Consider the following 24,149-nt stretch of genomic DNA (forward strand, 5'->3'; position numbering starts at 1 on the left):
TTGAACGGACAATCACACAGTCGGAATCGGGGAACAAGAGGTCAGTAGAAATAGACCGCGTTGTTGATAAGGATGATCCGCAGCGCATAGACCCCGATCAGCACCACCAGAGGCGTCAGGTCCAGACCGCCCATGTTGGGCAGAATGCGGCGGATCGGGCCGTATATCGGCTCGAGCAGGCGGTTCAGGCCGTACCAGATCTGGGCGACCAGCTGTTGATGCAGGTTCAGGACCTGGAAGTTGATCAGCCAGCTCATGATCACATGGGCCAGGATGATGAACCAGACGATGTCCAGGATCAGCAGCAGGATTTGGATCAGCGACAGCATGGGCACCTCGTTTTCCGTACGGCCTGAGACCTAAGTGCCCAAGCGGCAATAGGCAAGCCCGCAGTCACAGAACGCTTGCGAAATGGCCCAAAGGCCCGTCTTATGAAATCAAAAGCAGGCAAGGGGCAGAGATGGCAGAGATTTCCAAGCGCAGGCGCATCTGGGGCTGGTGGTTTTTCGACTGGGCCAGCCAGCCGTATCACACCCTGTTGGTGACCTTTGTCTTTGGCCCGTATTTCGCCGGTGTTGCGGCTGAATATTACGCAACCGCCGGGATGGATGCCGAAGCTGCCGCCGCGCAGGCGCAGACGGTCTGGGCCAACTGCCTGACGATCACCGGTCTGATCATCGCTTTCGGCGCGCCGCTGCTGGGGGCCATGGCCGATGTCTCGGGGCGGCGCATCCCGTGGATCTTTGCCTTTTCGGTGATGTATGCCGTGGGGTCTGCTGCGCTGTGGTTCACGCTGCCGGACGGGTCGAACATGTGGCTGATGCTGTCGGCCTTCGGTCTGGGCTTCGTGGGGGCCGAATACGCGCTGATCTTCATCAACTCGCAACTGCCCGATCTGGGGGGCGACGATGAGGTGGGCGAGATCTCGGGCTCGGGCTTTGCCTTCGGCTATTTCGGCGGGCTGATTTCCTTGGCGATCATGCTGGCGCTGTTCGTCGAGCAGCCCAACGGCAAGACGCTGATCGGGATGGAGCCGCTGTTCGGTCTGGACGCCGGCACGCGCGAAGGCACGCGTTTCGTGGGGCCGTTCACCGCCGGGTGGTTCATCCTGTTCATGGTCCCGTATTTCCTGTGGGTTCGCGACGATCCTGCCGCCGACAAGAAAGGCAGCGTATCCGAGGCGCTACGCCTGCTGGGCAAATCCGTGGCCGCCTTGCGGTACCGGGTCAGCCTTGCCAGCTATCTGGGGTCATCGATGTTCTACCGGGACGCGCTGAACGGGCTGTACAGTTTCGGCGGCGTCTATGCGCGGCTGGTGCTGGAATGGGACCTGATCAAGATCGGCGTCTTCGGCATCATCAGCGTGCTGGCTTCGGCGGTCTTCGCCTGGGTCGGCGGAAAGCTGGACCGGAAATTCGGCCCCAAGCCGGTGATCCTGACCGCGATCTGGGTTCTGATCCTGGTCTGCACCACCATCGTGTCGATGGACCGGACGCAGATCTTCGGCATCGCCCTGCCCCAAGGGTCGGGCCTGCCGGACATGGTGTTCTTTGGCTGCGGCATCCTGATCGGCGGGATGGGGGGCATTCTGCAATCGGCCAGCCGTTCGTTGATGGTGCGCCACACCGACCCGGCCGCCCCGGTCGAGAGCTTTGGCCTCTATGGTCTGTCGGGCCGCGCCACCGCTTTTGCGGCGCCTTTGCTGATCGGAATTGCAACAACCGCGACCGGCAGCGCTCGGTTGGGGGTGTCTCCGATCGTCGGGTTGTTTATTCTGGGATTGTTCCTAATGCGCTGGGTCAAACCGGAAGGGGATCAGAGTAGATGATTTCATTACGTTTTTTGGTATTTTTGGCAGGAATTGCGCTGGCCGGGGCGGCTGGTGCCCAACCGCTGGCCAAGCAGTTGTTCGGGGCTCAGAAGGACAGTTCGCAACAAAAACCGGCCGCTTTCGGCAGTTATTCGCGCGGATGCGCCGCCGGATCGGTGCAACTGCCCGAGACCGGACCCACCTGGCAGGCGATGCGTCTGTCGCGCAACCGCAACTGGGGCCACCCGCAGTCCATCGACTTCGTGCAGGACCTCAGCCGTTTTGCGGCAAAGCAACCGGGGTGGAACGGGCTTTACATCGGGGATATCAGCCAGCCGCGGGGCGGGCCTATGACCTCGGGCCACCGCAGCCACCAGCTTGGCTTGGACATCGACATCTGGATGCTGCCCGGTGACAACATGCGCCTGTCGCGCAAGGCGCGCGAGAACATCTCGTCGATCTCCTTGCGGCGCTCGAACGGCGCCTATGTGAACGGCAACTGGACGAAACAGCACCACGCCATCCTGCGCGAGGCGGCCAAGGACAAACGCGTGGCCCGCATCTTCGTGTTTCCGGGCGCCAAGGTGCAGATGTGCAAGGAAGAGAAGGGCAACCGTGCCTATCTACGCAAGATCCGGCCCTGGTGGGGGCATCATTATCACTTCCACGTCCGGCTGAACTGCCCGCGCGGCTCGCGCGGGTGCGTCAATCAGGATCCGCCGCCCAAGGGTGACGGCTGCGCCGAGGCCGAACAGTGGGTGCGCAACATCCTGAACCCGCCGCCGCCCGACCCCAACGCGCCGCCTCCGAAGAAACGTCGTGAGTATGTTCTGGCGGATCTGCCCCAGCAATGCGCCGCCGTCTTGCAGTCCAACTGATCGCCAGCCTGTTTCTGGCCGGTTCCGCCTGGGCGGTCGAAGTCAAATCGGCCGAATATCTGGGCAGCTTTGCATGGCGCGCCGGCCATGACTGGTTCGGCGGGTTTTCCGCCATCCATGTCTCGGATGACGGGCAGCGCGCATGGGTGCTGAGCGACCGCTCCACCCTGGCATCGGTCCGCATCGACCGGGATGGCGATGAGATTGTCGGCATCCGTATTGTTGGCCACTGGCCGGTTCTGTCCAGCCGGGGACGGATCATGCCCGGCAGCTCGGGTGACTCCGAGGGGCTGGCGCTGGCGCCGGATGGCAGCTTCTACATCTCGTTCGAAGGCGTGCATCGCGTGGCCCGTTATGCCGCGCCCGGTGCCCATGCTCAGGTGCTGCCGCGCCCCAAGGCCTTTGACGCGCTCGACCAGAATGGTTCGTTCGAGGGGCTGGCCATCGACGCCCAGGGTCGCCTGTACACGTTGCCCGAGAAAAGCCGCACGGCAAATGGCGACATTCCGGTCTATCGGTGGAACGGGCGCGCCTGGTCCACGCCCTTTGTCCTGGCGCAGCGGGACGGTTTTCTGCCCGTAGCGGCCGATTTCGGTCCGGACGGGCGGTTCTACGTTCTGGAACGCGCGGTCTCGCTGACCGGGTTCCGGTCGCGTTTGCGTCGGTGGCGGATCGCGGGTGATACACCTGCGGCCGAGGAAATCCTGTTCCAGACCGGAACCGGAACCCATGACAATCTCGAGGGGCTGTCGGTCTGGCGCGACGGGCAGGGGCGGTTGCGGGCCACGATGATCTCGGACGACAACTTTCTGGCGCTGCAGCGTACCGAACTGGTCGAGTATCTGCTGCCGGATTGACACGGGCCGATCCCGGGTCTAGAAGCGCGGCTTGCCTTGGGACGGTCCCTTGGCCAAGTCGCCGCTACCTTGTCAAAACGGGCATCAGAACATGCAACGCAACTTTATCCCCGGCATTCTTGCCATGGCCGCCATCGTCGTGGCCTCGAACATCCTGGTCCAGTTCCTGATCTTTGATGGGCTGTTGACCTGGGGTGCCTTCACCTACCCGCTGGCCTTTCTGGTCACCGACATCATGAACCGCGTCTATGGCGTGGGCCCGGCCCGCAAGGTCGTCTTCGCGGGCTTCGTCACCGGCGTGATCTGCTCGCTGATCGGCAGCCAGATCATGCTGCAGGGCGACGGCTTCACCTACGTCGCCGTGCCGCTGCGCATCGCCGTGGCTTCGGGAACGGCGTTCCTGATCGCGCAGCTGACCGACGTCACCGTGTTCAACGCCATGCGTGAAGGCCGCTGGTGGCGCGCGCCGCTGGTATCCACCCTGGTCGGATCGGCGCTGGATACCGCGATCTTCTTCACCATCGCCTTCTCGGCCTCGGTGACCTTCTTCGGCGCCGATGCGGATGCGGCCATCAACTGGGCGTGGGAGCCTGTGCCCTTCATGCTGTCGGGCCCCGAGGCGCCTCTGTGGGTGACGCTGGCATTTGCAGACTGGCTGGTGAAGCTGTCGCTGGCTTTGGTCGCGCTTATCCCCTTCAAGGTGATCGTCGCGCGCCTGACCGCACAGCCCGCGTAAAAAACGCTTTGAGAATGGCACAAGTTGTGTCACCATCCCTTTCAACCGCAACAGATAGAAAAGGAGGTGATCCAGTGTCGAGAAAGAGATTGGAGAGAGGTGTCGGAACAACCGGGGGGACCGCCTGCTAGGGCAGCCCTTGGCGGAGCGCGCGCTCCGGCTGGTCGATTGATCTAACCGACCCGACCTCCTGAACTTTCGAAGGGCCGTCCCGCCGGGGCGGCCCTTTCTGTTTCCGGGTGGCGCCTGTAAGGTCGCGCCCATGTTGCGCATCACCGAAGATATCACCCTGCACGATTGGGAAATGACCGAGAGCTTCATCCGCGCTTCGGGGCCCGGCGGGCAGAACGTGAACAAGGTCTCGACCGCGGTCGAGCTGCGCTTCGAGGCGGCGCGCTCGCCCTCGCTGCCCGACCCGGTCAAGGCGCGGCTGAAACGGCTGGCCGGGCGGCGCTGGACCAAGGATGGCGCGATCATCATCCAATGCGACGAAACCCGCAGCCAGGCCCGCAACCGCGAGATCGCCCGCGCCCGTCTGGCCGAGCTGATCGGCAAGGCGCTGGTCAAACCCAAGCGGCGGATCGCCACGAAACCCACCTATGGCTCGGTCAAGCGCCGGCTGGCGGCGAAAAAGGCCCGATCTGACGTCAAGGCGCTGCGCGGCAAGGTGGCGGAAGATTGATCTGGCATCTTTCCCTGCCGTTGCTAGTCTGACCGCAACAGGCGGCAGGGAGGCAAGGCCATGAGGCTGGAGGGAAAAACCGCAATCGTGACCGGCGGCGCATCCGGGTTCGGGGCTGGGATCGTGCAGAAATTCCTGACCGAGGGCGCGCGGGTGACGATCGCCGACATCAATGGGGATGCCGCGCGTCACATGGCGGCAACGCTTGGCCCTTTGGCCAACCACTGCCAGGTGGATGTCTCCGACGGCGACTCGGTCCAGGCGATGGCGGATGCGGCGCTGGGACTTTACGGCCATCTGGACATTTTGGTGAACAATGCCGGTGTGACCCACCTGCCGACGCCGCTGGAGCAGGTCAGCGAAGAAGATTTCGACCGCGTCTATCGCGTGAACATGAAGTCGGTCTTTCTGACTGCGCGGGCGCTGGTGCCACATATGAAATCGCGCGGGGCGGGGGCGATCCTGAACGTCGCCTCGACCGCCGGATTGTCGCCGCGCCCGAATCTGAACTGGTACAACGCCTCCAAGGGCTGGATGATCACCGGGACCAAGACGATGGCGGTCGAACTGGCCCCCTCCGGTGTCCGCGTGAACGCGATCTGCCCGGTAGCGGGGGAAACGCCCCTGCTGAAATCCTTCATGGGCGAGGACACGCCCGAAATTCGCGCCAAATTCCTGTCGACCATCCCGTTGGGCCGGTTCTCGACCCCGCAGGACATGGGCAACGCCGCCTGTTTCCTATGCTCGGACGAGGCCAGCATGATCACCGGTGCCGCGCTTGAGGTGGACGGGGGCCGCTGTATCTGAACACCCCTTCATCTGGCCCGAAATATCCCCGCCGGAGGCAGCGCGCGCCAGCGCGCTTTTCCGCAGAAAAGGACGAAACCGCATGACCCCCGGACCCAGAAACCTGATCACCGACGTGCCCGGTCTGCTCGTGGGCAATGCACAGGACGCGGCCCTGAAATCAGGTGTCACCGTCCTGACCGGAGATCAGCCCCTGCGGGCCTCGGTTCATGTGATGGGGGGCGCCCCCGGCACGCGTGAGACCGATCTGCTGGCGGCCGACAAGACCGTCGACCGGGTGGATGCGATCGTGCTTTCGGGGGGCTCGGCCTTCGGGCTGGATGCCTGTTCGGGCGTGATGGATGCGCTGCATGCACAGGGTCGCGGGTTTCAGGTGGGGCCGGCTGTGGTGCCGATCGTACCCGGGGCGATTCTGTTCGACCTGCTGAACGGCGGCGACAAGGCGTGGGGTGAAAACCCGTACCGCGCCTTGGGCCGGGCCGCATTTGACGCCGCGGCGGAGACGTTCGATCTGGGCAGCGCCGGGGCCGGAACCGGCGCGCTGACGGCCATGTGCAAGGGCGGGCTGGGCTCTGCCTCGGCGGCGTTGCCTGGCGGCGTGACCGTGGGTGCGCTGGTTGCGGCCAACCCGCTGGGCAGCGTCACCACTCCGGGCGACCGGCATTTCTGGGCCGCCCCGTTCGAGATCGGGGCCGAGTTTGGCGGGCTGGGGCCGGATGCGGCGTCCGGTCTGGGGGACCCCGCGCCCAGCCGCAAGGCCCGGGCGATGGGCCATCCCCCGCCCGACAAGGCCAACACGACCATCGCCATCGTCGCCACCGATGCCGCCCTGACCAAACCGCAATGCCAGCGCATGGCGGTGGCCGCCCATGACGGGATCGCCCGCGCCATCCTGCCCGCCCACACGCCGGGCGATGGCGACCTGGTGTTTGGCGTCAGCACGGGACGGATCCCTTCCTCCGAGGCCGATCTGGCCCTGCTGAGCCATGCTGCGGCTCAGTGCCTGACCCGCGCCATCGCACGCGCGGTATTCCATGCGAAACCGGCGCCGGGCGACCTGTTGCCGTGCTGGTCGGATCTGCAAAATACGCCTTGAAAATATACCTTTTCGGCTGCGTCAGGTCGCCGCCGCGCGTCAAATTGCGCATTGACTCTGCGTGCGTTTGATACTGGTTAAAGGGCAGCTAATTCATATCGGAGCAACGCCAATGAAACGTATCATCGCGACTGCCATCGTCGGCCTGCTGGCTGTGCCGGCCCTGGCCGAAGGCGACGCCGAAGCCGGCGCCAAGACCTTCAACAAGTGCAAGTCCTGCCACATGATCGCAACGCCCGACGGCGAAGCCATCGTCAAGGGCGGCAAAACCGGGCCGAACCTCTACGGCATTGCAGGCCGTACCGCCGGCACCGAGGAAGGCTTCAAATACGGCGACAGCCTGGTTGCGGCCGGCGAAAAAGGTCTGGTCTGGGACGAAGAAAGCTTTGTCGCCTATGTTCAGGACCCCAAGGCGTTCCTGAAAGACTACCTGGGTGAAACCTCGGCCAAGTCGAAGATGACCTTCAAGCTGAAAAGCGGTGGCGAGGACGTCTTTGCCTATCTGCAGAGCGTTTCGGCCGAATAAGCCGCACTTGCTGAAAAATCGGAACAAGTACAAAAGGCCGCAGCCCTGCGGCCTTTCGTGCGCTTGATTGAAACGTCGATCATCGCCAGTTTTGTCGCAGACAAAAAACACTGCGCCCAACCCGCCAGCGCATCGCGCCCAGTCGCCGATGCCGCCAGACCGGCGCAGTCACATCAGGAGAGGACAGATGGGAATCATGATCCCGGCTTGGGTTCATGGCGAGCTGACACCCGTGGACAAGCTGGAAGCCCACGAAAAGGGGCTCAAGCACAAGGCGGTCTCGGTCTTCGTCGTACGGGGCACCGAGATTCTGATGCAGCGCCGCGCGCTGGGCAAGTATCACACGCCCGGCCTGTGGGCGAATACCTGTTGCACCCATCCCGACTGGGACGAAAACTCCTCGGACTGCGCCGTGCGCCGCCTGCGCGAGGAGTTGGGCATCACCGGGCTGTATCCCGAATACCGGCACCGGCTGGAATATCACGCGGATGTCGGCAACGGGATGGTCGAGAACGAGGTCGTGGACGTGTTCCTGGCGCATGTACGCGGGCCGCTGAAGATCGAGCCCAATCCCGACGAGGTGATGGAGATCCGCTGGATCGACTACCACGATCTGCTGGCCGAAGTGCGCCGTCATCCCGAACGGTTCACCCCGTGGCTGAAGATCTACCTGCACAACCACGCCGACACGATCTTTGGCCCCGACCTGATCATCTCGGCCAAATCCTGACGCGCCCATCTTGCAAGGGCTGACGAAGCCGCATACATCACGGCGTCATGGCCAAGCAGAAGACAGACCCCAACTACAAGGTGATCGCCGAAAACCGGCGGGCCCGCTTCGATTACGCGATCGAAGAGGATATCGAGTGCGGCATCGTGCTGGAAGGGTCCGAGGTCAAGTCTCTGCGCGCGGGCGGGGCCAACATCGCCGAAAGCTATGCCGCGGTCGAGGATGGCGAACTGTGGCTGATCAACAGCTACATCGCGCCCTACGAACAGGCCAAGGCGTTCAAGCACGAGGAGCGCCGCCGGCGCAAGCTGCTGGTGTCCCGCAAAGAGCTGTCGAACCTGTGGAACGCCACGCAGCGCAAGGGCATGACGCTGGTGCCGCTGGTGCTGTATTTCAACCACAAGGGCCGGGCCAAGCTGAAGATCGGCATCGCCAAGGGCAAGAAGATCCACGACAAGCGCGAAACCCAGGCCAAGCGCGACTGGTCTCGCCAAAAACAGCGCCTGCTGAAGGATCACAGCTGACCCGGGCTGCTCCGCGGATCAGGATGAATCAGAACGCTATGGTGGCCTGCACCGCCCGCTGCCAGCGCGCATAGGCCGCTTCGCGGTCAGCCTCGGGCAGGATCGGTTCGAACCGCTGGTCCAGCGCCCAGGTGTCGGCGAATCCCGCCTGATCGGGATAGACCCCGGCCTTCATCCCGGCCAGCCAGGCCGCGCCCAGCGCCGTGGTTTCCTGCATCACCGGCCGGTCGACCGGCGCGCCCAGAATGTCCGACAGACCCTGCATCGCCCAGTCGGACGCGCTCATCCCGCCATCGACCCGCAGGATCACGTCGGCCTCGGCGCCCCAGTCGCCCTGCATCGCGTGCCAGAGGTCGCGGGTCTGGAAAGCGATGCTCTCCAGCGTGGCCCGTGCGATCTCGGCCCGGCCCGAGTTGCGGGTCAGACCGAACATGGCGCCGCGGCAGTCGGGCTTCCAATAGGGCGCGCCCAGCCCGGTGAAGGCGGGCACCAGAACCACATGCTGGTTGGGGTCGGCCTGCGCGGCCAGTTCGCCGCTTTGCGGGGCCGAGTCGATGATCCGCAGCGCGTCGCGCAGCCACTGCACCGCCGCGCCCGCGATGAAGATCGAGCCTTCCAGCGCATAGGTCCGCTGACCGTCCAGCTGATAGGCGATGGTGGTCAGCAGGCGATTTTTCGACTCCACCGGCTGCGTGCCGGTGTTCAGCAGCGCAAAACAGCCCGTGCCATAGGTCGATTTCATCATCCCCGGTTGGAAACAGGCCTGCCCGATCGTGGCGGCCTGCTGGTCGCCGGCCACGCCCAGAATCGGGATTGCTCCGCCGAACAGGCCGGTCTGGCCGAAATCGGCCGCGCAGTCGCGCACCTCGGGCAGCATCGACAGCGGCACGTCCAGAAGATCGCAGATCTCGGCGCTCCAGTTGCCCTTGTGGATGTCGAACAGCAGGGTGCGTGCGGCATTGGTGGCGTCGGTGGCGTGGACACGGCCCTCGGTCAGGCGCCAGATCAGGAAGCTGTCGATGGTGCCGAACAGCAGCTCGCCCGCCTCGGCCCGGTCGCGCGCGCCGGGTACGGTGTCCAGTATCCACTTGACCTTGGTACCCGAGAAATACGGGTCGAGCAGCAGGCCGGTCTGGGCGGTCACGTCATCCTCGCAGCCCGCGTCGCGGAACCGCTGGCAGATTTCGGCGGTGCGGCGGTCCTGCCAGACGATGGCGTTGTGGATGGCCTTGCCGGTCACCTTGTCCCAGACCACGGTGGTTTCACGCTGGTTGGTGATGCCGATCCCGGCGATCTGGTCGGCCGCGACGCCCACCTCGCCCGTCACCTGCCGGCAGACGTTCAGGACGCTGTCCCAGATTTCCTCGGGGTCGTGCTCGACCCAGCCTTCCTGCGGGAAATACTGGGTGAATTCCTGCTGTGCGGTGCCCACGCGCTGCATCTGCGCGTCGAACAGGATCGCGCGCGAGGACGTGGTGCCCTGATCGATTGCCAGAATATAGGTCATGCCCGTGTTCCCCCCGGTCGTCATTTTCAGGGGACATTAGGCGATTGGCCGGAGCCGTTCCAGACCCCAGTTTCAGGCCAAAGGCACGTCGGTATTGTCGATCAGGCGCACGCCTTCCAGCCAGGCGGTGGCGAACAGGCGCGCGGGGCGGGTGGCGGCGGTCAGCGGCGCAAGCGTTTCGGCGCAGCGCAGGTCGATATATTCCACCTCGGAAAAGCCCGCCGCCAGCAGCGTGTCGCGGGCCGGCCCCACCAGATCGGCGAACGCGACGCCCTGCGCCAACTGCCCGGCCATGTCCTGCATCACCGCATGCATCCGCGCCCCGGTAGCCAGCCCCTGGTCCGACAGGCGCAGATTGCGCGAGGACATCGCCAGCCCCGAGGGCTCGCGCACGGTGGGGCAGCCGATCACCTCGATCGGGATGTCCAGATCGCGGGCCATGCGCTGCACGACCATCAACTGCTGATAGTCCTTTTCGCCGAAATAGGCTCTGTCTGCCTGCGTCTGCAGGAACAGTTTTGCCACGACGGTTGCCACGCCGTCGAAATGTCCGGGGCGGAATTCGCCCTCCATTACGTCGGTCAGGCCGGCGACGGACACGGTGGTGACGAACCCGTCCGCATAGATCTGGTCCGGGTCGGGGACATAGATCGCATCGACCCCCAGCGGCGCCAGCTTGGCCGCGTCGTCCTGCTCGGTGCGCGGGTACTTGGCCAGATCCTCGGGGTTGTTGAACTGCTTGGGATTGACGAAGATCGTCACGATCACCCGGTCGCAATCGGCCCGCGCCGCCTGTGCCAGCGACAGGTGCCCCTGATGCAGCGCGCCCATGGTGGGCACCACGCCGATGGTCTGGCCCGCCCGGCGCCAGGCCCGGGTCTTGGCGCGTAGCTCCGAAAGGGTGCGCAGGATGGGCGCGGTCATGCCTTGCCCCCCTTGGCAGGGGCCTGATCGGCAAACACATGCTCGGCCGCGGGGAAGGTGCGGGCGTGCACCTCGGCGGCGTATTCGGCGATGGCGGCCTCGGCCAGCGGGCCCAGATCGGCATAGCGTTTGACGAATTTCGGTTTGAAGGCCGTGAAAAAGCCCAACATGTCGTCAACCACCAGGATCTGACCGTCACAGCCGGCCGAGGCTCCAATGCCGATGGTAGGGATGGGCAGCTCGGCGGTGATCCGGTCGGCCAGTCCCTGCGGAACCTTCTCGAGCACGACCGAAAACGCCCCGGCCTCGGCCACGGCGCGGGCGTCGGCCAGCACCGTCTCGGCCTGTTCGTCGCGGCCCTGCACCTTATAGCCGCCCAGCGTGTTGATCGATTGCGGCGTCAGACCCACATGCGCCATCACCGGGATGCCGCGCTTGACCAAAAAGCGGATCGTCTCGGCCATCTCGACCCCGCCTTCCAGCTTGACCGCGCCGGCGCCGGTCTCGGCCATCAGCCGGGCCGCGTTGCGGAAGGCCTGCGCAGGGCTTTCTTCATAGCTGGCAAAGGGCATGTCGATGACCATCATCGCCGTCTCCAGCCCGCGCGCCACGGCCTGCCCGTGCAGGATCATCATCTCCATCGTCACGCCCAGGGTCGAGCTCAGCCCGTGCAGCACCATGCCCACGCTGTCACCCACCAGGACGAAATCGCAATGGGGGTCCATCAGCCGGGCCATCGGCGTGGTATAGGCGGTCAGGCTGACCAGCGGATCGCCCCCTTTGCGGGCGCGGATATCCTCGGCATTCGGGGCTGTCTTGCGGGCGGTGGCGCTCATGCTCGCTCCTCGCGGGGTTCATGTTGCAGCGCGGCATAGCAGATCGGCAGGGGCCAGAGAAACCCCGGTTGCGCGAACATTTCCTTGAATGACCCAAGGTTTGCAGGGACATTGATTCCGTCAGGGCCGCGTCATCCGCCGCCCATCCGCACATTCTGGGAGGGAATTTACATGACCAAGCCGTTCTTTCGCACCTTTGCCGGCGCCATGGCGCTGGGCGTGGGGCTTCTCGCCTCGCAGGCCATGGCCCGGTCGGACATCACAATCGCCATGCAGCTGGAGCCGCCGCATCTGGACCCGACCAGCGCCGCCGCACAAGCCATCGATTCGGTCGTCTACACCAACGTGTTCGAAGGGCTGACCCGGTTCATGGGCGATGGCTCGGTCGTGCCGGGGCTGGCCGAAAGCTGGGAGATTTCCGAGGACGGAAAGGTCTATACCTTCACGCTGCACGATGGCGTCACCTTTCACGATGGCACCACGATGGATGCCGAGGACGTGAAGTTCAGCCTCGACCGCGCCACCGCCGAGGACAGCGCCAATGCGCAGAAGGCCCTGTTCGCCGGGATCGAAAGCGTTGAGGTCGTGGACCCGCTGACCGTCAGAATCACTCTGGCGGAACCCAACGGCAATTTTCTGTTCAACCTGGCCTGGGGCGACGCGGTGATCGTGGCGCCCGAAAGCATCGAGGGCATCAAGACCAACCCGGTGGGCACCGGTGCCTACAAGTTCGCCGAATGGGTCCAGGGCGACCGCATCACCTTGGAGCGCAACCCGGACTACTGGGGCGATCAACCCGCGCTGGAGAAAGCCACGTTCAAGTTCATCTCGGACCCCACCGCCGCCTTCGCCGCGATGATGGCCGAGGACGTGGACGTGTTCGACAATTTCCCCGCCCCCGAGAACCTGCCGCAGTTCGAGGCCGACCCGCGATTCCAGGTGCTCGTCGGTTCGACCGAGGGCGAGACCATTCTGGCGACCAACAACAAGAAGCCGCCCTTTGACGACGTGCAGGTGCGGCAGGCGCTGGCCCATGCGATCGACCGTCAAGCGATTATCGACGGCGCGATGTTCGGCTATGGCACGCCGATCGGCACGCATTTCGCACCGCACAACCCGGCCTATGTCGATCTGACCGGCAATTCGGCGCATGACCCGGACAAGGCCCGCGCCCTGCTGGCCGAGGCCGGGTTCGCAGACGGGTTCGAAACTACGCTGCACCTGCCGCCGCCCTCCTACGCCCGCCGCGGGGGCGAGATCGTGGCCGCGCAGCTGGCCGAGGTCGGGATCAAGGCCGAGATCATCAACGTGGAATGGGCGCAGTGGCTGGAAACCGTGTTCAAGGGCAAGGATTTCGCCCTGACCATCGTCAGCCATACCGAGCCGATGGACATTGGCATCTATGCCCGGCCGGATTACTACTTCCAATATGACAACCCGGACTTCCAGGCCCTGATGGCGACGCTGAACGCCACCACCGACCCCGATGAACGCACCCGCCTTATGGGTGAGGCGCAGCGCATGATCGCCGAGGATTACGTCAACGCCTATCTGTTCCAACTTGCCAAACTGGGCGTGGCCAAGGCCGGGGTTCAGGGCCTGTGGGAAAACGCGCCCACGGCGGCCATCGACCTGACCGCGATCAGCTGGGCGGAATGAGCCTTACGGGTCCGCCCGGCGGGCCTGTTTCCCCATATTAGGGTCTGTTTCAGATGACACGTTGCCTGGTTTCGGTGTTTTTCTTCATGGTCGCCCTGACCCTGTCGGGGCCTTTGGGTGCGCAAGGGTTGTTTCAGGATGGCCACAGCGCGCTGTTGGGCACCCCGGAGAACCCGGTCGAGGTCGGCGTCGGCATCAAGATCGACCAGATCACCTCGGTCGATCAGAAGGCCGAGAACTATGGCGCCGTGGTCGTGCTGCGGTTTGAATGGAGCGATCCGGCCCTGGCGTTCGATCCGGATGAGCTGGGCCGCGATTTCCGCGTGTTCGATCCGCCGGCCTTCGTGCGGCATGCAGCCACACGGGATGCGGTGGTTCCGGCCTTCGTCATCCACAACCAGCAATCCAACCGCTGGGTGCACGAATCCGCGGCCGCCCTGCGCTATGATGGGCATGTGACGTTTGTCGAGAAATCCTCGCTGACGCTGCAGGCGCCGCATTTCAACTTCCTCAGGTTCCCCTTCGACACGCAGGAGTTCCATTTCGAGGTCGTCTCGGTCTTTCCGTCCGACTTCGTGCATTACTACGCGCTGGACCAGTTTTCGGGGCTGGGCGACACGCTGGGCGAAGAGGAGTGGATTCTGGGCAATGCCCGTATGCTGGCCTCGACCACGACCGGCCTGTCGGGCAATGAAAGCGATCAGGTGTCGCTGGTCTTTCAGGGCAAGCGCCACCTGACCTATTATGTCATTCGGGTGTTCCTGCCGATGCTGGTGCTGGTTCTGGTCGGCTGGGCGCTGTTCTTTCTGGACGAATACCGCAAGCGGATCGACATCGCCGGGGCCAACCTGCTGGTCTTTGTCGCCTTCAACTGGGCGATCTCGGCCGATCTGCCCAAGCTGGGCTATCTGACCTTTCTGGATTTCATCCTGCAATGCATGTTCCTGATGACCGGGGCGCTGGTGGTGTTCAACGTGATGCTGCGGCGGCTCAAGGTCTCGGGGCGCGAGGACACGGCGCGCAAGCTGGACAACTACGCGATCAAGTGGATCTATCCGCTGGGCTATGCCGCGATCGTGGGCTACGCGGTCTGGGCGTTTCTGATGCAGTCCTGACGCGCTGTGCCGCTGGACCGGCGGCCAATCCCGGCCTAACGTGGCGGCAATGCTCCGATATGCGCTCAAACGTCTGATTTCGCTGGCACTCAGCCTGGCCGCCGCCTCGGTGGTCATCTTCGCGGTGATCGAGGTGGCGCCAGGGGATCCGGCCTCGTTCATGCTGGGGGTGAACGCCCAGCCCGAAACGCTGGCTGCCCTGCGCGCCGAGCTGGGCTTGGACGTGTCACGGCCGCAGCGCTACCTGAACTGGGTCAGCGGCATGCTGGCCGGAGATTTCGGCACCTCGTACACCTATCGCACGCCGGTGGCGCAGATGGTGGCCGACCGGCTGTGGGTGTCGCTGCCGCTGGCGCTCTATGCGCTGACACTGTCGACGTTGATCGCCTTTCCGGTCGGTATCTTCGCCGCCGCGCGCCGGGGGAAACCGGGCGATCTGGCGGTGATGGGAGCCACGCAGCTGGGCATAGCGGTGCCGAACTTCTGGTTTGCGATGATGCTGGTGCTGATCTTCGCAATCAATCTGCGCTGGTTCAACGCGGGCGGGTTCGCGGGGTGGGACACTGGCCTGTGGGCCGGGCTGCACTCGCTGACCTTGCCGGCGATTGCGCTGGCTCTGCCACAGGCGGCGATTCTGTCGCGGGTCATGCGCTCGGCACTGCTGGACATTCTGGGTGAGGATTTTATGCGCACCGCCCGCGCCAAGGGCCTGTCGCGCCGTCAGGCGCTGTGGCGGCACGGGGTGCGCAACGCGCTGATCCCGGTGTTGACCATCATCGGGCTGCAGTTTTCCTTCCTGCTGGCCGGATCGATCATCATAGAGCAGGTCTTCTATCTGCCCGGGTTGGGGCGGCTGGTGTTCCAGGCGATCTCGGCGCGGGACCTGATCGTGGTGGAGTCGGTGGTGATGCTGCTGGTCTTTGCGGTCATCACGGTGAATTTCCTGGTCGATCTGGCCTATGCCGCGGTCGACCCCCGGTTGCGGAGCCGCACATGAGCCGGTCTCTGATTCTGGGGGCGGCGCTGTCCTCGGTGGTGGTGCTGATGGCGCTGCTGTCCTTCGTCTGGACACCCTATGACCACGCCGCGCTGAACATCCCCGACAAATTGCAGCCGCCCAATGCGCAGCACTGGTTCGGTACCGATCATTTCGGGCGCGATATATTCTCGATGATCATGGTCGGCGCGCGCACCTCGATCGCGGTGGCTCTGGTGGCGGTGGGCATCGGCATGGCGCTGGGCGTGCCGCTGGGTCTGACGGCCGCGGCGCGCAAGGGGTCGTGGCTGGACGAGCTGATCATGCGCGGCAACGATCTGGTCTTTGCCTTCCCCTCGCTGGTCATCGCCATCCTGATCACCGCCGTCTTCGGTCCCGGTGCGGTGAACGCGATCATCGCCATCGGCATCTTCAACATCCCCGTCTTTGCCCGCATCACCCGCGGCGCGGCGCTGTCCCTGTGGGAGCGCGAGTTCATCCTGGCCGCCCGTGTCGCGGGCAAGGGCGCGGCGCGGATTTCGGCCGAGCACATCCTGCCCAACGTCGCCAATTTGCTGATCGTGCAGGGCACCATCCAGTTCAGCCTTGGTATTCTGGCCGAAGCGGGGCTGTCCTATGTCGGCCTCGGTGCGCAGCCACCCACGCCCAGCTGGGGCCGGATGCTGGCGGATGCGCAGACGATGGTCAGTTTTGCCCCGCATTTGGCTCTGATTCCGGGGCTGGCGATCATCGTGACGGTGCTGGGGCTGAACCTGCTGGGCGACGGGCTGCGCGATTGGCTTGACCCTCGCATCCGGGTGGCCCGCGCATGAGCCTGCTGGAAATCCATAACCTGTCGCTGTCGATCCACGGGGTCCCTGTTCTGGACCAGGTCAGCCTGTCCATCGACCCCGGGCAGATCGTGGCCGTCACCGGTGAGAGCGGCTCGGGCAAGTCGATGTCGGCACTGGCGGTGATGCAGTTGCTGCCCGCAGGGGCCGTGGCCAGCGGCTCGGTCCGCCTTGACGGGCACGAGGTTCTGAACAGCCCCGAGGACGAGATGTGCCGCCTGCGCGGCGCGGCCGTCGGGATGGTGTTTCAGGAGCCGATGACGGCCCTCAATCCGGTGAAGACCATCGGTGATCAGGTGATGGAGACCATCCTGATCCACAAGGCCATGCCCGCCGACGCCGCCCGCGCGCGCGGCCAAGAGGTTCTGACCCGCGTCGGCCTTCCGCCTGATCGCTTTCCCCTGTCGCGCTATCCGCACGAACTGTCGGGCGGGCAGCGGCAGCGGGTGGTGATCGCCATGGCCATCGCGCTGCGTCCCCGGCTGCTGATCGCGGACGAGCCGACAACTGCGCTGGACGTGACCACGCAGGCGCAAATCCTCGATCTGCTGCGAGGGCTGGTCACGGAATACGGCATGGGCCTGCTGATGATCACCCACGATCTGGCGGTGGTGGCCGACATGGCCGACCGGATCGTGGTGATGCAGAAGGGGCGGGTGGTCGAAACCGGGGCCACCGACCACCTGCTGCGCCACATGCAGCATCCCTATACGCGGATGCTGTTTCAGGCCTCGGGCCACCGGGTCGCATTACCTGCTCCGCCCGCGCCCGCGCCGCTGCTCGAGGTCCGCAACGTGGTGCGCGACTATCGCCTGCCGCGCACGCGGTTGTTTGAGAAGCCCGGCCATCACCGGGCCGTGGATCACGTCAGTTTCACGCTGAACCGGGGCGAGCGCCTTGGACTTGTGGGCGAGTCCGGCTGCGGAAAATCGACCCTGACACGGGCTGTTTTGGGGCTTGAGGAGGTTCAGGGCGGGCAGATCCTGCTGGGCGGCCTGCCAGTGTTCACCGGTCGCAAACCCAATCTGGCCGTGCGCCGCAAGATGCAGGTGGTGTTCCAGGACCCGTTCGGCAGCTTCAACCCCCGCCACCGTGTCGCCCGCCTGATCACCGAGCCTTTTCACCTGCTGGGAACGCCGCCCACCGGGTCCGAACGGCAGCATCGGATCGCCGAGATGCTGACCGCCGTAGGCCTCTCGCCGGACGATGCGGGGAAATACATCCACGAATTCTCGGGCGGGCAGCGCCAGCGCATCGCCATCGCCCGCGCCCTGATCATCCGGCCCGAGCTGATCCTGTTCGACGAAGCCGTCTCGGCACTCGACGTGTCCGTGCGGGCGCAGATCCTCGACCTGCTGGCCGAGCTGTGTGCGGCCTATGACCTGACCTACCTGTTCATCAGCCATGACCTGAGCGTGGTGCGCACCATCACCGACCGGGTGATGGTGATGCAAGCAGGCCGGATCGTCGAGCAGGGCGAGACCGAGCGCGTGTTCGCGGACCCGCAGCACCCCTATACGCAATCCCTGATCCAAGCCGTGCCGAAATTGCCCGAGATCGGGCAGGGCGCAGCATGAAATCCCATTGTTAGAGCCTATTTTGGAGGCAGATATGCTAAATCCCATCTGGTTTGACCCCACCCTGTGCCTGATCGGCGGCGATTGGGTCGCAACCGACGACACGCTTGATCTGACCAACCCGTCCGACGGCACGCCGCTGTGCCGGATTGCGCGCGGTGGGGCGCCGCAGATCGATGCCGCCGTGCAGGCCGCGCAGGCGGCGCTGGACGGTGACTGGGGCAGGACGACCGCGCTGGAGCGGGGCCGCATCCTGACCCGGCTGGGGCAGTTGGTGCGGGACAGGACCGAAGAGCTTGCGCTGCTCGAAGCGTTGGACGTTGGCAAACCGCTGACCCAGGCGCGCGCCGACGCACTGGCGCTGGCGCGGTATTGCGAATTCTACGGCGGTGCGGCGGACAAGGTGATGGGTCAGACCATCCCCTATCTGGACGGCTACACCGTCTATACCCTGCGCGAGCCGCATGGCGTGACCGGCCATATCGTGCCGTGGAACTACCCGATGCAGATCATCGGCCGCTCGGTCGGGGCGGCGCTGGCCATGGGCAATGCCTGCGTTCTGAAACCGGCCGAAGAGGCCTGTCTGACAGCACTGGCCTTTGCCCATCTGGCCACCGAGGCCGGCCTGCCGCCGGGGGCGCTGAACGTGGTGTCCGGCATCGGGTCCGAGGCGGGCGCGGCCCTGTCGGCGCATCCGGGTGTGCATCATATCTCGTTCACCGGGTCCGTGGCGACGGGTGCGCTGGTGCAGCAGGCGGCCGGAAGCAACGTGGTGCCGGTGACGCTGGAACTGGGCGGGAAATCTCCGCAATTGGTGTTCGATGATGCCGATTTGCAGGCCGCGCTGCCGTTTCTGGTGAATGCGGGCATCCAGAACGCGGGTCAGACCTGCTCGGCCGGGTCGCGCGTTCTGGTGCAGCGCGGGGTCTATGCCGAGGTCAAAGCGCGCATGGCTGCCGCCTATGCCGACCTGACCGTCGGCCCCGCGACCGAGGATCTGCGGGTCGGGCCGCTGATTTCGGACCGGCAGAAACAGATCGTGACCGGGTTTCTGGCGCAGGGGGCTGATCTTGAGATCGCAGCACAGGGCCGGATCGTGGATCACGCGCCGCCGGGCGGGGCCTATGTGCGCCCGACGCTGTTTGGTGACGTGCCGCCCGATCATCCGCTGGCGCAGAAGGAAATCTTTGGCCCGGTGCAGGTCCTGATCCCATTCGACACCGAGGAGCAGGCCATTCAAATCGCCAACGGCACCGATTACGGGCTGGTGGCCGGGGTCTGGACGCGGGACGGCGCGCGGCAGATGCGGCTGGCCAAACGGCTGCGCGCGGGGCAGGTGTTCATCAACAATTACGGCGCGGGCGGCGGGGTCGAGCTGCCGTTCGGCGGGGTCGGCAAATCGGGCCATGGCCGAGAAAAGGGGTTCGAGGCGCTGTACGGTTTTTCCCAGTTGAAAACCGTGGCCGCCCATCACGGCTGAGCCGGGCTAGACGATCACTTCGATCGCTTCTTGTTCCCCTACGCCAAAGACGCGCTTGTAGCGCTCGATCTCGTCTTTCGGCCCCATCGCCTTTTCGGGGTTGTCCGAAAGTTTCACCGTCGGACGCCCATTGGCCGAGACCGCCTTGCACACCAGCGAGAACGGCGCCAGCGCATCCCCCGGCACCAGCCCGCGGAAATCGTTGGTCAGCAATGTGCCCCACCCGAACGAGACCTTCACCCGGCCCGCGAATTGGCCATGCAATTCGCGGATCTTGTCCACGTCGAGCCCGTCCGAGAAAATGATCCGCTTCTGGCTGGGATCCTCGCCGCGCGATTTCCACCAGTCGATGGCGATCTCGGCGCCCTTGGCCGGATCGCCGCTGTCGATGCGGATGCCGGTCCATCCGGCCAGCCAGTCGGGCGCGCGGTCCAGAAACCCCTTGGTGCCATAGGTGTCGGGCAGGATGATCCGCAGGTTGCCATCATGTTCGTCATGCCAGTCGCTCAGCACGTCATAGGGCGCGCGGGCCAGTTCTTCGTCGGTTTCGGCCAGCGCCGAATAGACCATCGGCAGTTCATGTGCATTGGTGCCGATCGCCTCGACCTCGCGCCGCATGGCGATCAGGCAGTTCGACGTGCCGGTAAACGCTGGGCCCAGCCCTTCGATCATCGCCTGCACGCACCAGTCCTGCCACAGGAAGGAATGCCGCCGCCGGGTTCCGAAATCTGCGATGCCCAAACCGGGAATGCCGCGCAGCGTTTCGATCTTTTCCCAGACACGGGTCATGGCGCGGGCATAGAGAATCTGAAGTTCGAACCGGCGCATGTCGTTCAAAACCGCGCGCGAGCGCAGCTCCATCAGCACCGCCAGCGCCGGGATTTCCCACAGCATGACCTCGTGCCATTTGCCTTCGAATGTCAGCTCGTACTGATCGCCGCGGCGTTCGAGGTGATAGGGCGGCAGGCGCAGATTCTCGAACCATTCCATGAAATCGGGGCGGAACATCTGGCGTTTGCCGTAGAATGTATTGCCTCGCAGCCAGGTGCTTTCACCCCGGCTGAGGCTGAGCGAGCGGATGTGATCCAGCTGTTCGCGCAACTCGCCCTCGTCGATCAGATTGGCCAGGGGGACGTGATTCGACCGGTTGATCAAGGAAAACTCGACCGTTGTTTGAGGTCGGTTTCGAAACACTGACTGGCACATCAGCAGTTTGTAGAAGTCTGTGTCGATCAAAGACCGGACAATCGGGTCGATCTTCCATTTGTGATTGTAGACACGGGTCGCGATGTCGACCATGGGGAACTCCTGCCATTTCCGTTGTTAGATCAATCGGGGCGGTGAATGGCAAGAGTCGCGGATTTGGTAACAATGCCAAGGACAGGCCATAATGCGGGCATAATGTCTGTTCTTTTCGCGGTCTAGTTAAACGGTGGGATGGTACGAGAAGGTAGTAGTTGGTTGAATGGGTCTGGCTTACGACTTTGATATTGTAACGATTGCAAAAGATGGGGGCGATTGCGGTTCGTCGGCTAAGACCGAGCCGAAAACCGCAACGGTCTGTGCGCGTTTTCGCGACGTGAAGACGGCCGATGCTCTGAGGGGGGCGTCACCGAAGCTGCGTCAGGTGTTCGTGGATGCCGGGTTCATTCTGGACAGCCACGGCAGTGGTGAATCGCGTGGTTTCTATCCGCCCGAAGACGCCGCGGCCCGCGAAAAGATCCTGCGCCAGCTGTTTGCAAATATTCGGGCCACGGGATTGCGCGGCCAGTATTGCGGTGAATTCGATCTGCGCGACTTTCTGCGCCATGTTCGCAGCGCGCAGCCTGGGATCGGCATCAAACGCCGCGATCCGGTGCGCCGCCCGCAACCGGCCACACCTGCGCCCGCAAAACCTGACCGAAGAACCGTGCCTGGGCGCATTGGCTTCGCCCTTGGCCTTGCGGTGATCGTGTTCGTCCTGCTGAAATACCTGGCTGCGGCGGGAGCGACGCCCTGAATCGCTAGGCCAACGTAACACCCGTGTCGCGCATGGCCTGTTCCGCCGCTGCGAGCGATCCATCCAGATCGATCGCCCGGCAGGCGTCGGTTCTGACGGTCACGTCAAACCCCAGCCGGGCCGCATCCACAGCTGAATAATGCACGCAGAAATCGGTCGCCAGGCCCACCAGCGTCAGCCGGTCGATCCCGCGGTTGCGCAGATAGCCTTCCAGCCCGGTGGGCGTGGTGCGGTCGTTTTCGAAGAAGGCCGAATAGCTGTCGATCGCGCTGCGAAAACCTTTGCGCAGGATCAGGTCGGCATCGGTACGCAGGTCGGGGTGGAATTCGGCGCCGGGCGTGCCCTGAACGCAATGGTCGGGCCACAGGACCTGCGGGCCATAGGGCATCTCGACCACGTCATAAGGCGCCTTGCCCGGATGGGATGACGCGAACGAGGAATGACCCGCCGGGTGCCAGTCCTGCGTCAGGATCACCGCATCGAAATCGGGCATCATGGCGTTGATCGGGGCAACGATCTCATCCCCGCTGGGAACCGCCAGCGCGCCGCCGGGGCAGAAATCGTTCTGGACATCGATCACGATCAGGGCATGGGTCATGGCGGCCTCCTTTGCGTGTCCTATCGGTAGGGGGGCGGGCGGGGGTCGTCAATGCGGTCTCTTGCGTTGCGGGGGGCCGCGCATTAGATCGCGGCCATGTACACGATCGCAGCACTGTATCACTTTACCCGTTTTGCCGACCCGGACGCCCTGCGCGCGCCGCTGCTGGAGCTGTGCCGCGCGCAGTCGGTCAAGGGCACGCTGCTGCTGGCGCATGAGGGCATCAACGGCACCATCGCCGGCCCACGCGCCGGGATCGACGCGGCTCTGGCGCATATCCGGGCGCTGCCGGGCTGCGCCGATCTGGAATGGAAAGAGGCCACCGCCAGCCAGCCGCCTTTTGGAAAGATGAAGGTGCGCCTGAAGAAAGAGATCGTGACCATGGGCCAGCCGGATGTCGATCCGCGCGCCCGCACCGGCCACTATGTCGAGCCGCAGGACTGGAACGATCTGATCCGTTCGGATGATGTGGTGGTGATCGATACGCGCAATGATTATGAGGTGTCGATCGGCACGTTCGACGGCGCAATCGACCCTAAAACGGCCAGTTTCCGCGATTTTCCTACCTGGTGGGAGCATAACAAGGACCGGTTCCACAACAAGCGCGTCGCCATGTTCTGCACAGGCGGCATCCGCTGCGAGAAATCCACCAACTATCTGCTGGGGCAGGGGGTCGAGGATGTCTATCACCTGAAGGGCGGCATCCTGCGCTATCTCGAGGAGGTCCCGCCCGAGGACAGCACCTGGAAGGGCGAGTGCTTCGTGTTCGACAATCGCGTTTCCGTAGGGCACGGGTTGGCCGAGGGACCGCACCAGCTGTGTCATGGCTGCCGCCACCCGATCCTGCCCCAGGACATGGAGCGCCCCGAATACGAGCACGGCGTGTCCTGCCACCAATGCATCCACGAGACGTCCGAGGCCGACAAGGCCCGGTTCCGCGAACGGCAGAAACAGATCATGCTGGCAAGGGCGCGGGGCGAAGAGCATATCGGCGGCCAATAGCTTCGAATCCCGCAAAAAAGCTTGCGATGATGCGCCCGGCGTTAAAAAATGGCCGGTACCCGTGCTTGGGAGGGGGACGATGGCGCATGATCCAACCACATTGCAGGATTGGAAGCCCACGCTGATCGCAGCGATGGGCCTTGTCATGCTAAGCGCTCTGGCTTGGTACATCCTTTCACACCTGACCGAATCCGCCGCCGGCGACACGATCGGAGCTGCAGCCACCATCGGGTTGGCGATTTGGCTGTTCTCGCAAACCTGGTACTACATTGCGCTTGTGCGCTCGCCCAAGCGGCAGTTGCTGCTGATGGGGATTTCCTTCATCCAGGTCGTGCCGTTCCTGTTCGCTGCAGTCTACGGGTCATACGGGTACTACGATCTGTGCGTTGAAGGCGCCCGCGGTCCGGCGGATGTCCTGTATTTCTCGTATGTTACCTTCACGACGGTTGGTTTTGGTGACTTGCGGCCAGTTGGCGTGTGCCGCGCCCTTGCCGTGGCTGAGGCGATTACCGGCTATATTCTACTGGGCCTGTTCGTGGCAGCGGCCGTAGGGCTGTATGGTCGGTCGCATCGCCATCGCCATGACAAAGACGCCTGAGCCCGCCGGCCCCATTTCTTCACTTGTTCTGATCAATCCATCGCGACATCGCGCGTTTGTCGCGGAAGCACTCGCTGGGGATCGGGCGTCGTTTGGTGCGCGAGATCCGCTCGGCAAAGGCCACCTGTTTGCCCGTCGGGTAGTCGGCAAAAGGGGAGGGATCGTGCGGCTTGTGCGCCGAGATCCAATCGGACATGGATCGCCGGTCGCGCTGCGCCTCGACCGGAATCTCCAACGCGGACTGCTGGGCGATCGCGCGCGCATAGCGCATCTGACGGTCCGTGACGGGCAGAATGTGGTAGTCGTTGGTCGGCCCCATCGGGGTGGTTTTGCGCAATGACTGTTCCATCTGGTGATCCTCCGATCATGTAGAACAGAAAT

26 protein-coding genes are annotated in these 24,149 nt (G+C 64.3%); 19 read left to right on the forward strand and 7 right to left on the reverse strand.

The window, feature by feature from the left end; genetic code table 11:
• Positions 1 to 41 precede the first annotated feature (41 nt).
• Positions 42 to 329 carry a YggT family protein gene (locus tag ACR0LD_RS11855; protein ID WP_005980077.1) on the reverse strand — a complete coding sequence of 96 codons (288 nt, stop codon included), beginning with the start codon at positions 327 to 329 and terminating at the stop codon, positions 42 to 44.
• Between the two features lie 131 nt (positions 330 to 460).
• Between ACR0LD_RS11855 and ACR0LD_RS11860 the strand changes: the two genes are divergently transcribed.
• The 10 genes from ACR0LD_RS11860 to smpB all read left to right on the forward strand — a co-directional run bounded on the left by ACR0LD_RS11860 (position 461) and on the right by smpB (position 8,646).
• Complete coding sequence (locus ACR0LD_RS11860; RefSeq protein WP_480637096.1) at positions 461 to 1,828, forward strand: MFS transporter; 1,368 nt, start codon at positions 461 to 463, stop codon at positions 1,826 to 1,828.
• The gene (gene mepA, locus ACR0LD_RS11865; protein ID WP_170364071.1) at positions 1,825 to 2,688 is read left to right on the forward strand and encodes a penicillin-insensitive murein endopeptidase; all 864 of its coding nucleotides are present in this window, start codon (positions 1,825 to 1,827) and stop codon (positions 2,686 to 2,688) included. Before ACR0LD_RS11860 ends, mepA begins: the two co-directional genes overlap by 4 nt.
• A complete protein-coding gene (locus ACR0LD_RS11870) occupies positions 2,661 to 3,545 on the forward strand; it encodes an esterase-like activity of phytase family protein (RefSeq protein ID WP_480637098.1) in 885 nt (294 codons plus the stop codon). Before mepA ends, ACR0LD_RS11870 begins: the two co-directional genes overlap by 28 nt.
• A 91-nt stretch (positions 3,546 to 3,636) precedes the next feature.
• The gene (locus ACR0LD_RS11875; RefSeq protein ID WP_170340977.1) at positions 3,637 to 4,281 is read left to right on the forward strand and encodes a queuosine precursor transporter; all 645 of its coding nucleotides are present in this window, start codon (positions 3,637 to 3,639) and stop codon (positions 4,279 to 4,281) included.
• A 262-nt stretch (positions 4,282 to 4,543) separates the two neighbouring features.
• Positions 4,544 to 4,963, forward strand: coding sequence for an alternative ribosome rescue aminoacyl-tRNA hydrolase ArfB (arfB, locus tag ACR0LD_RS11880; protein ID WP_170360441.1), 420 nt, complete (start codon positions 4,544 to 4,546; stop codon positions 4,961 to 4,963).
• A gap of 60 nt (positions 4,964 to 5,023) precedes the next feature.
• Positions 5,024 to 5,770 (forward strand): SDR family oxidoreductase, encoded by a 747-nt coding sequence (locus ACR0LD_RS11885; RefSeq protein WP_480637100.1) that lies wholly within the window; start codon positions 5,024 to 5,026, stop codon positions 5,768 to 5,770.
• A gap of 82 nt (positions 5,771 to 5,852) precedes the next feature.
• The gene (locus ACR0LD_RS11890; RefSeq protein ID WP_480637102.1) at positions 5,853 to 6,866 is read left to right on the forward strand and encodes a P1 family peptidase; all 1,014 of its coding nucleotides are present in this window, start codon (positions 5,853 to 5,855) and stop codon (positions 6,864 to 6,866) included.
• Between the two features lie 112 nt (positions 6,867 to 6,978).
• On the forward strand, positions 6,979 to 7,392 hold the full coding sequence (locus ACR0LD_RS11895; protein ID WP_170405871.1) for a c-type cytochrome: 414 nt from the start codon (positions 6,979 to 6,981) through the stop codon (positions 7,390 to 7,392).
• Positions 7,393 to 7,579: 187 nt separating this feature from the next.
• Positions 7,580 to 8,122, forward strand: a complete 543-nt coding sequence (gene idi / locus ACR0LD_RS11900; protein WP_093964071.1) for an isopentenyl-diphosphate Delta-isomerase — start codon at positions 7,580 to 7,582, stop codon at positions 8,120 to 8,122.
• 47 nt (positions 8,123 to 8,169) lie between these two features.
• Entirely contained in the window at positions 8,170 to 8,646 is a 477-nt protein-coding gene (smpB, locus tag ACR0LD_RS11905; RefSeq protein ID WP_170360447.1) for an SsrA-binding protein SmpB, read from the forward strand.
• Positions 8,647 to 8,674: 28 nt separating this feature from the next.
• Here smpB and glpK read toward each other — a convergent pair whose 3' ends face one another.
• From glpK to panB, 3 genes are all read right to left on the reverse strand, one after another.
• On the reverse strand, positions 8,675 to 10,153 hold the full coding sequence (gene glpK, locus ACR0LD_RS11910; protein WP_480637105.1) for a glycerol kinase GlpK: 1,479 nt from the start codon (positions 10,151 to 10,153) through the stop codon (positions 8,675 to 8,677).
• A 72-nt stretch (positions 10,154 to 10,225) separates the two neighbouring features.
• On the reverse strand, positions 10,226 to 11,077 hold the full coding sequence (gene panC / locus ACR0LD_RS11915; RefSeq protein ID WP_480637106.1) for a pantoate--beta-alanine ligase: 852 nt from the start codon (positions 11,075 to 11,077) through the stop codon (positions 10,226 to 10,228).
• A complete protein-coding gene (gene panB, locus ACR0LD_RS11920) occupies positions 11,074 to 11,913 on the reverse strand; it encodes a 3-methyl-2-oxobutanoate hydroxymethyltransferase (RefSeq protein ID WP_480637108.1) in 840 nt (279 codons plus the stop codon). The genes panC and panB overlap by 4 nt, the downstream gene beginning before the upstream one ends.
• 171 nt (positions 11,914 to 12,084) lie before the next feature.
• Here panB and ACR0LD_RS11925 point away from each other — a divergent pair, with 171 nt between their 5' ends.
• Genes ACR0LD_RS11925 through ACR0LD_RS11950 form a run of 6 tightly spaced genes read left to right on the forward strand, consistent with a single transcriptional unit; the run spans position 12,085 to position 19,571 of the window.
• Positions 12,085 to 13,572 (forward strand): ABC transporter substrate-binding protein, encoded by a 1,488-nt coding sequence (locus ACR0LD_RS11925; RefSeq protein WP_480637110.1) that lies wholly within the window; start codon positions 12,085 to 12,087, stop codon positions 13,570 to 13,572.
• A gap of 53 nt (positions 13,573 to 13,625) precedes the next feature.
• Entirely contained in the window at positions 13,626 to 14,687 is a 1,062-nt protein-coding gene (locus tag ACR0LD_RS11930) for a ligand-gated ion channel (RefSeq protein WP_170444018.1), read from the forward strand.
• Between the two features lie 49 nt (positions 14,688 to 14,736).
• Positions 14,737 to 15,684: an ABC transporter permease gene (locus tag ACR0LD_RS11935; RefSeq protein WP_170360460.1), complete on the forward strand. Its 948-nt coding sequence runs from the start codon at positions 14,737 to 14,739 to the stop codon at positions 15,682 to 15,684.
• Positions 15,681 to 16,496: an ABC transporter permease gene (locus ACR0LD_RS11940; RefSeq protein WP_170341884.1), complete on the forward strand. Its 816-nt coding sequence runs from the start codon at positions 15,681 to 15,683 to the stop codon at positions 16,494 to 16,496. Before ACR0LD_RS11935 ends, ACR0LD_RS11940 begins: the two co-directional genes overlap by 4 nt.
• A complete protein-coding gene (locus ACR0LD_RS11945; protein ID WP_480637112.1) occupies positions 16,493 to 18,091 on the forward strand; it encodes an ABC transporter ATP-binding protein in 1,599 nt (532 codons plus the stop codon). The genes ACR0LD_RS11940 and ACR0LD_RS11945 overlap by 4 nt, the downstream gene beginning before the upstream one ends.
• A 34-nt stretch (positions 18,092 to 18,125) precedes the next feature.
• Complete coding sequence (locus tag ACR0LD_RS11950) at positions 18,126 to 19,571, forward strand: aldehyde dehydrogenase family protein (RefSeq protein ID WP_480637114.1); 1,446 nt, start codon at positions 18,126 to 18,128, stop codon at positions 19,569 to 19,571.
• Positions 19,572 to 19,577: 6 nt separating this feature from the next.
• On the opposite strand, the gene pncB is transcribed toward ACR0LD_RS11950, so the two are convergent.
• A complete protein-coding gene (pncB, locus tag ACR0LD_RS11955) occupies positions 19,578 to 20,870 on the reverse strand; it encodes a nicotinate phosphoribosyltransferase (protein WP_480637116.1) in 1,293 nt (430 codons plus the stop codon).
• Positions 20,871 to 21,036: 166 nt separating this feature from the next.
• Here pncB and ACR0LD_RS11960 point away from each other — a divergent pair, with 166 nt between their 5' ends.
• Positions 21,037 to 21,570, forward strand: coding sequence for a hypothetical protein (locus ACR0LD_RS11960; protein ID WP_170391289.1), 534 nt, complete (start codon positions 21,037 to 21,039; stop codon positions 21,568 to 21,570).
• A gap of 4 nt (positions 21,571 to 21,574) precedes the next feature.
• Here the strand turns inward: ACR0LD_RS11960 and pncA are convergent, their stop codons facing one another.
• On the reverse strand, positions 21,575 to 22,168 hold the full coding sequence (gene pncA, locus ACR0LD_RS11965) for a bifunctional nicotinamidase/pyrazinamidase (protein WP_480637118.1): 594 nt from the start codon (positions 22,166 to 22,168) through the stop codon (positions 21,575 to 21,577).
• Between the two features lie 96 nt (positions 22,169 to 22,264).
• Here pncA and trhO point away from each other — a divergent pair, with 96 nt between their 5' ends.
• Both trhO and ACR0LD_RS11975 read left to right on the forward strand, forming a co-directional pair.
• Entirely contained in the window at positions 22,265 to 23,170 is a 906-nt protein-coding gene (trhO, locus tag ACR0LD_RS11970; protein ID WP_480637119.1) for an oxygen-dependent tRNA uridine(34) hydroxylase TrhO, read from the forward strand.
• Between the two features lie 79 nt (positions 23,171 to 23,249).
• Positions 23,250 to 23,768, forward strand: a complete 519-nt coding sequence (locus ACR0LD_RS11975) for a potassium channel family protein (RefSeq protein WP_170364636.1) — start codon at positions 23,250 to 23,252, stop codon at positions 23,766 to 23,768.
• 19 nt (positions 23,769 to 23,787) lie between these two features.
• On the opposite strand, the gene ACR0LD_RS11980 is transcribed toward ACR0LD_RS11975, so the two are convergent.
• A complete protein-coding gene (locus tag ACR0LD_RS11980; RefSeq protein ID WP_170364639.1) occupies positions 23,788 to 24,117 on the reverse strand; it encodes a hypothetical protein in 330 nt (109 codons plus the stop codon).
• Positions 24,118 to 24,149 lie beyond the last annotated feature (32 nt).

Source organism: Ruegeria sp. BF8 (assembly GCF_056538625.1).

Excerpts from the sequence above, each read along its gene's own strand:
- smpB (WP_170360447.1), top strand. The coding sequence starts at position 8,170 with ATGGCCAAGCAGAAGACAGACCCCAACTACAAGGTGATCGCCGAAAAC.
- ACR0LD_RS11980 (WP_170364639.1), bottom strand. The coding sequence starts at position 24,117 with ATGGAACAGTCATTGCGCAAAACCACCCCGATGGGGCCGACCAACGAC.
- ACR0LD_RS11935 (WP_170360460.1), top strand. The coding sequence starts at position 14,737 with ATGCTCCGATATGCGCTCAAACGTCTGATTTCGCTGGCACTCAGCCTG.
- ACR0LD_RS11860 (WP_480637096.1), top strand. The coding sequence starts at position 461 with ATGGCAGAGATTTCCAAGCGCAGGCGCATCTGGGGCTGGTGGTTTTTC.
- ACR0LD_RS11925 (WP_480637110.1), top strand. The coding sequence starts at position 12,085 with ATGACCAAGCCGTTCTTTCGCACCTTTGCCGGCGCCATGGCGCTGGGC.
- ACR0LD_RS11885 (WP_480637100.1), top strand. The coding sequence starts at position 5,024 with ATGAGGCTGGAGGGAAAAACCGCAATCGTGACCGGCGGCGCATCCGGG.
- ACR0LD_RS11950 (WP_480637114.1), top strand. The coding sequence starts at position 18,126 with ATGCTAAATCCCATCTGGTTTGACCCCACCCTGTGCCTGATCGGCGGC.
- ACR0LD_RS11875 (WP_170340977.1), top strand. The coding sequence starts at position 3,637 with ATGCAACGCAACTTTATCCCCGGCATTCTTGCCATGGCCGCCATCGTC.
- ACR0LD_RS11960 (WP_170391289.1), top strand. The coding sequence starts at position 21,037 with ATGGGTCTGGCTTACGACTTTGATATTGTAACGATTGCAAAAGATGGG.
- panC (WP_480637106.1), bottom strand. The coding sequence starts at position 11,077 with ATGACCGCGCCCATCCTGCGCACCCTTTCGGAGCTACGCGCCAAGACC.
- trhO (WP_480637119.1), top strand. The coding sequence starts at position 22,265 with ATGTACACGATCGCAGCACTGTATCACTTTACCCGTTTTGCCGACCCG.
- ACR0LD_RS11870 (WP_480637098.1), top strand. The coding sequence starts at position 2,661 with ATGCGCCGCCGTCTTGCAGTCCAACTGATCGCCAGCCTGTTTCTGGCC.
- mepA (WP_170364071.1), top strand. The coding sequence starts at position 1,825 with ATGATTTCATTACGTTTTTTGGTATTTTTGGCAGGAATTGCGCTGGCC.
- ACR0LD_RS11975 (WP_170364636.1), top strand. The coding sequence starts at position 23,250 with ATGGCGCATGATCCAACCACATTGCAGGATTGGAAGCCCACGCTGATC.
- ACR0LD_RS11940 (WP_170341884.1), top strand. The coding sequence starts at position 15,681 with ATGAGCCGGTCTCTGATTCTGGGGGCGGCGCTGTCCTCGGTGGTGGTG.
- ACR0LD_RS11895 (WP_170405871.1), top strand. The coding sequence starts at position 6,979 with ATGAAACGTATCATCGCGACTGCCATCGTCGGCCTGCTGGCTGTGCCG.
- panB (WP_480637108.1), bottom strand. The coding sequence starts at position 11,913 with ATGAGCGCCACCGCCCGCAAGACAGCCCCGAATGCCGAGGATATCCGC.
- ACR0LD_RS11930 (WP_170444018.1), top strand. The coding sequence starts at position 13,626 with ATGACACGTTGCCTGGTTTCGGTGTTTTTCTTCATGGTCGCCCTGACC.
- idi (WP_093964071.1), top strand. The coding sequence starts at position 7,580 with ATGGGAATCATGATCCCGGCTTGGGTTCATGGCGAGCTGACACCCGTG.
- ACR0LD_RS11890 (WP_480637102.1), top strand. The coding sequence starts at position 5,853 with ATGACCCCCGGACCCAGAAACCTGATCACCGACGTGCCCGGTCTGCTC.
- glpK (WP_480637105.1), bottom strand. The coding sequence starts at position 10,153 with ATGACCTATATTCTGGCAATCGATCAGGGCACCACGTCCTCGCGCGCG.
- ACR0LD_RS11855 (WP_005980077.1), bottom strand. The coding sequence starts at position 329 with ATGCTGTCGCTGATCCAAATCCTGCTGCTGATCCTGGACATCGTCTGG.
- ACR0LD_RS11945 (WP_480637112.1), top strand. The coding sequence starts at position 16,493 with ATGAGCCTGCTGGAAATCCATAACCTGTCGCTGTCGATCCACGGGGTC.
- arfB (WP_170360441.1), top strand. The coding sequence starts at position 4,544 with ATGTTGCGCATCACCGAAGATATCACCCTGCACGATTGGGAAATGACC.
- pncB (WP_480637116.1), bottom strand. The coding sequence starts at position 20,870 with ATGGTCGACATCGCGACCCGTGTCTACAATCACAAATGGAAGATCGAC.
- pncA (WP_480637118.1), bottom strand. The coding sequence starts at position 22,168 with ATGACCCATGCCCTGATCGTGATCGATGTCCAGAACGATTTCTGCCCC.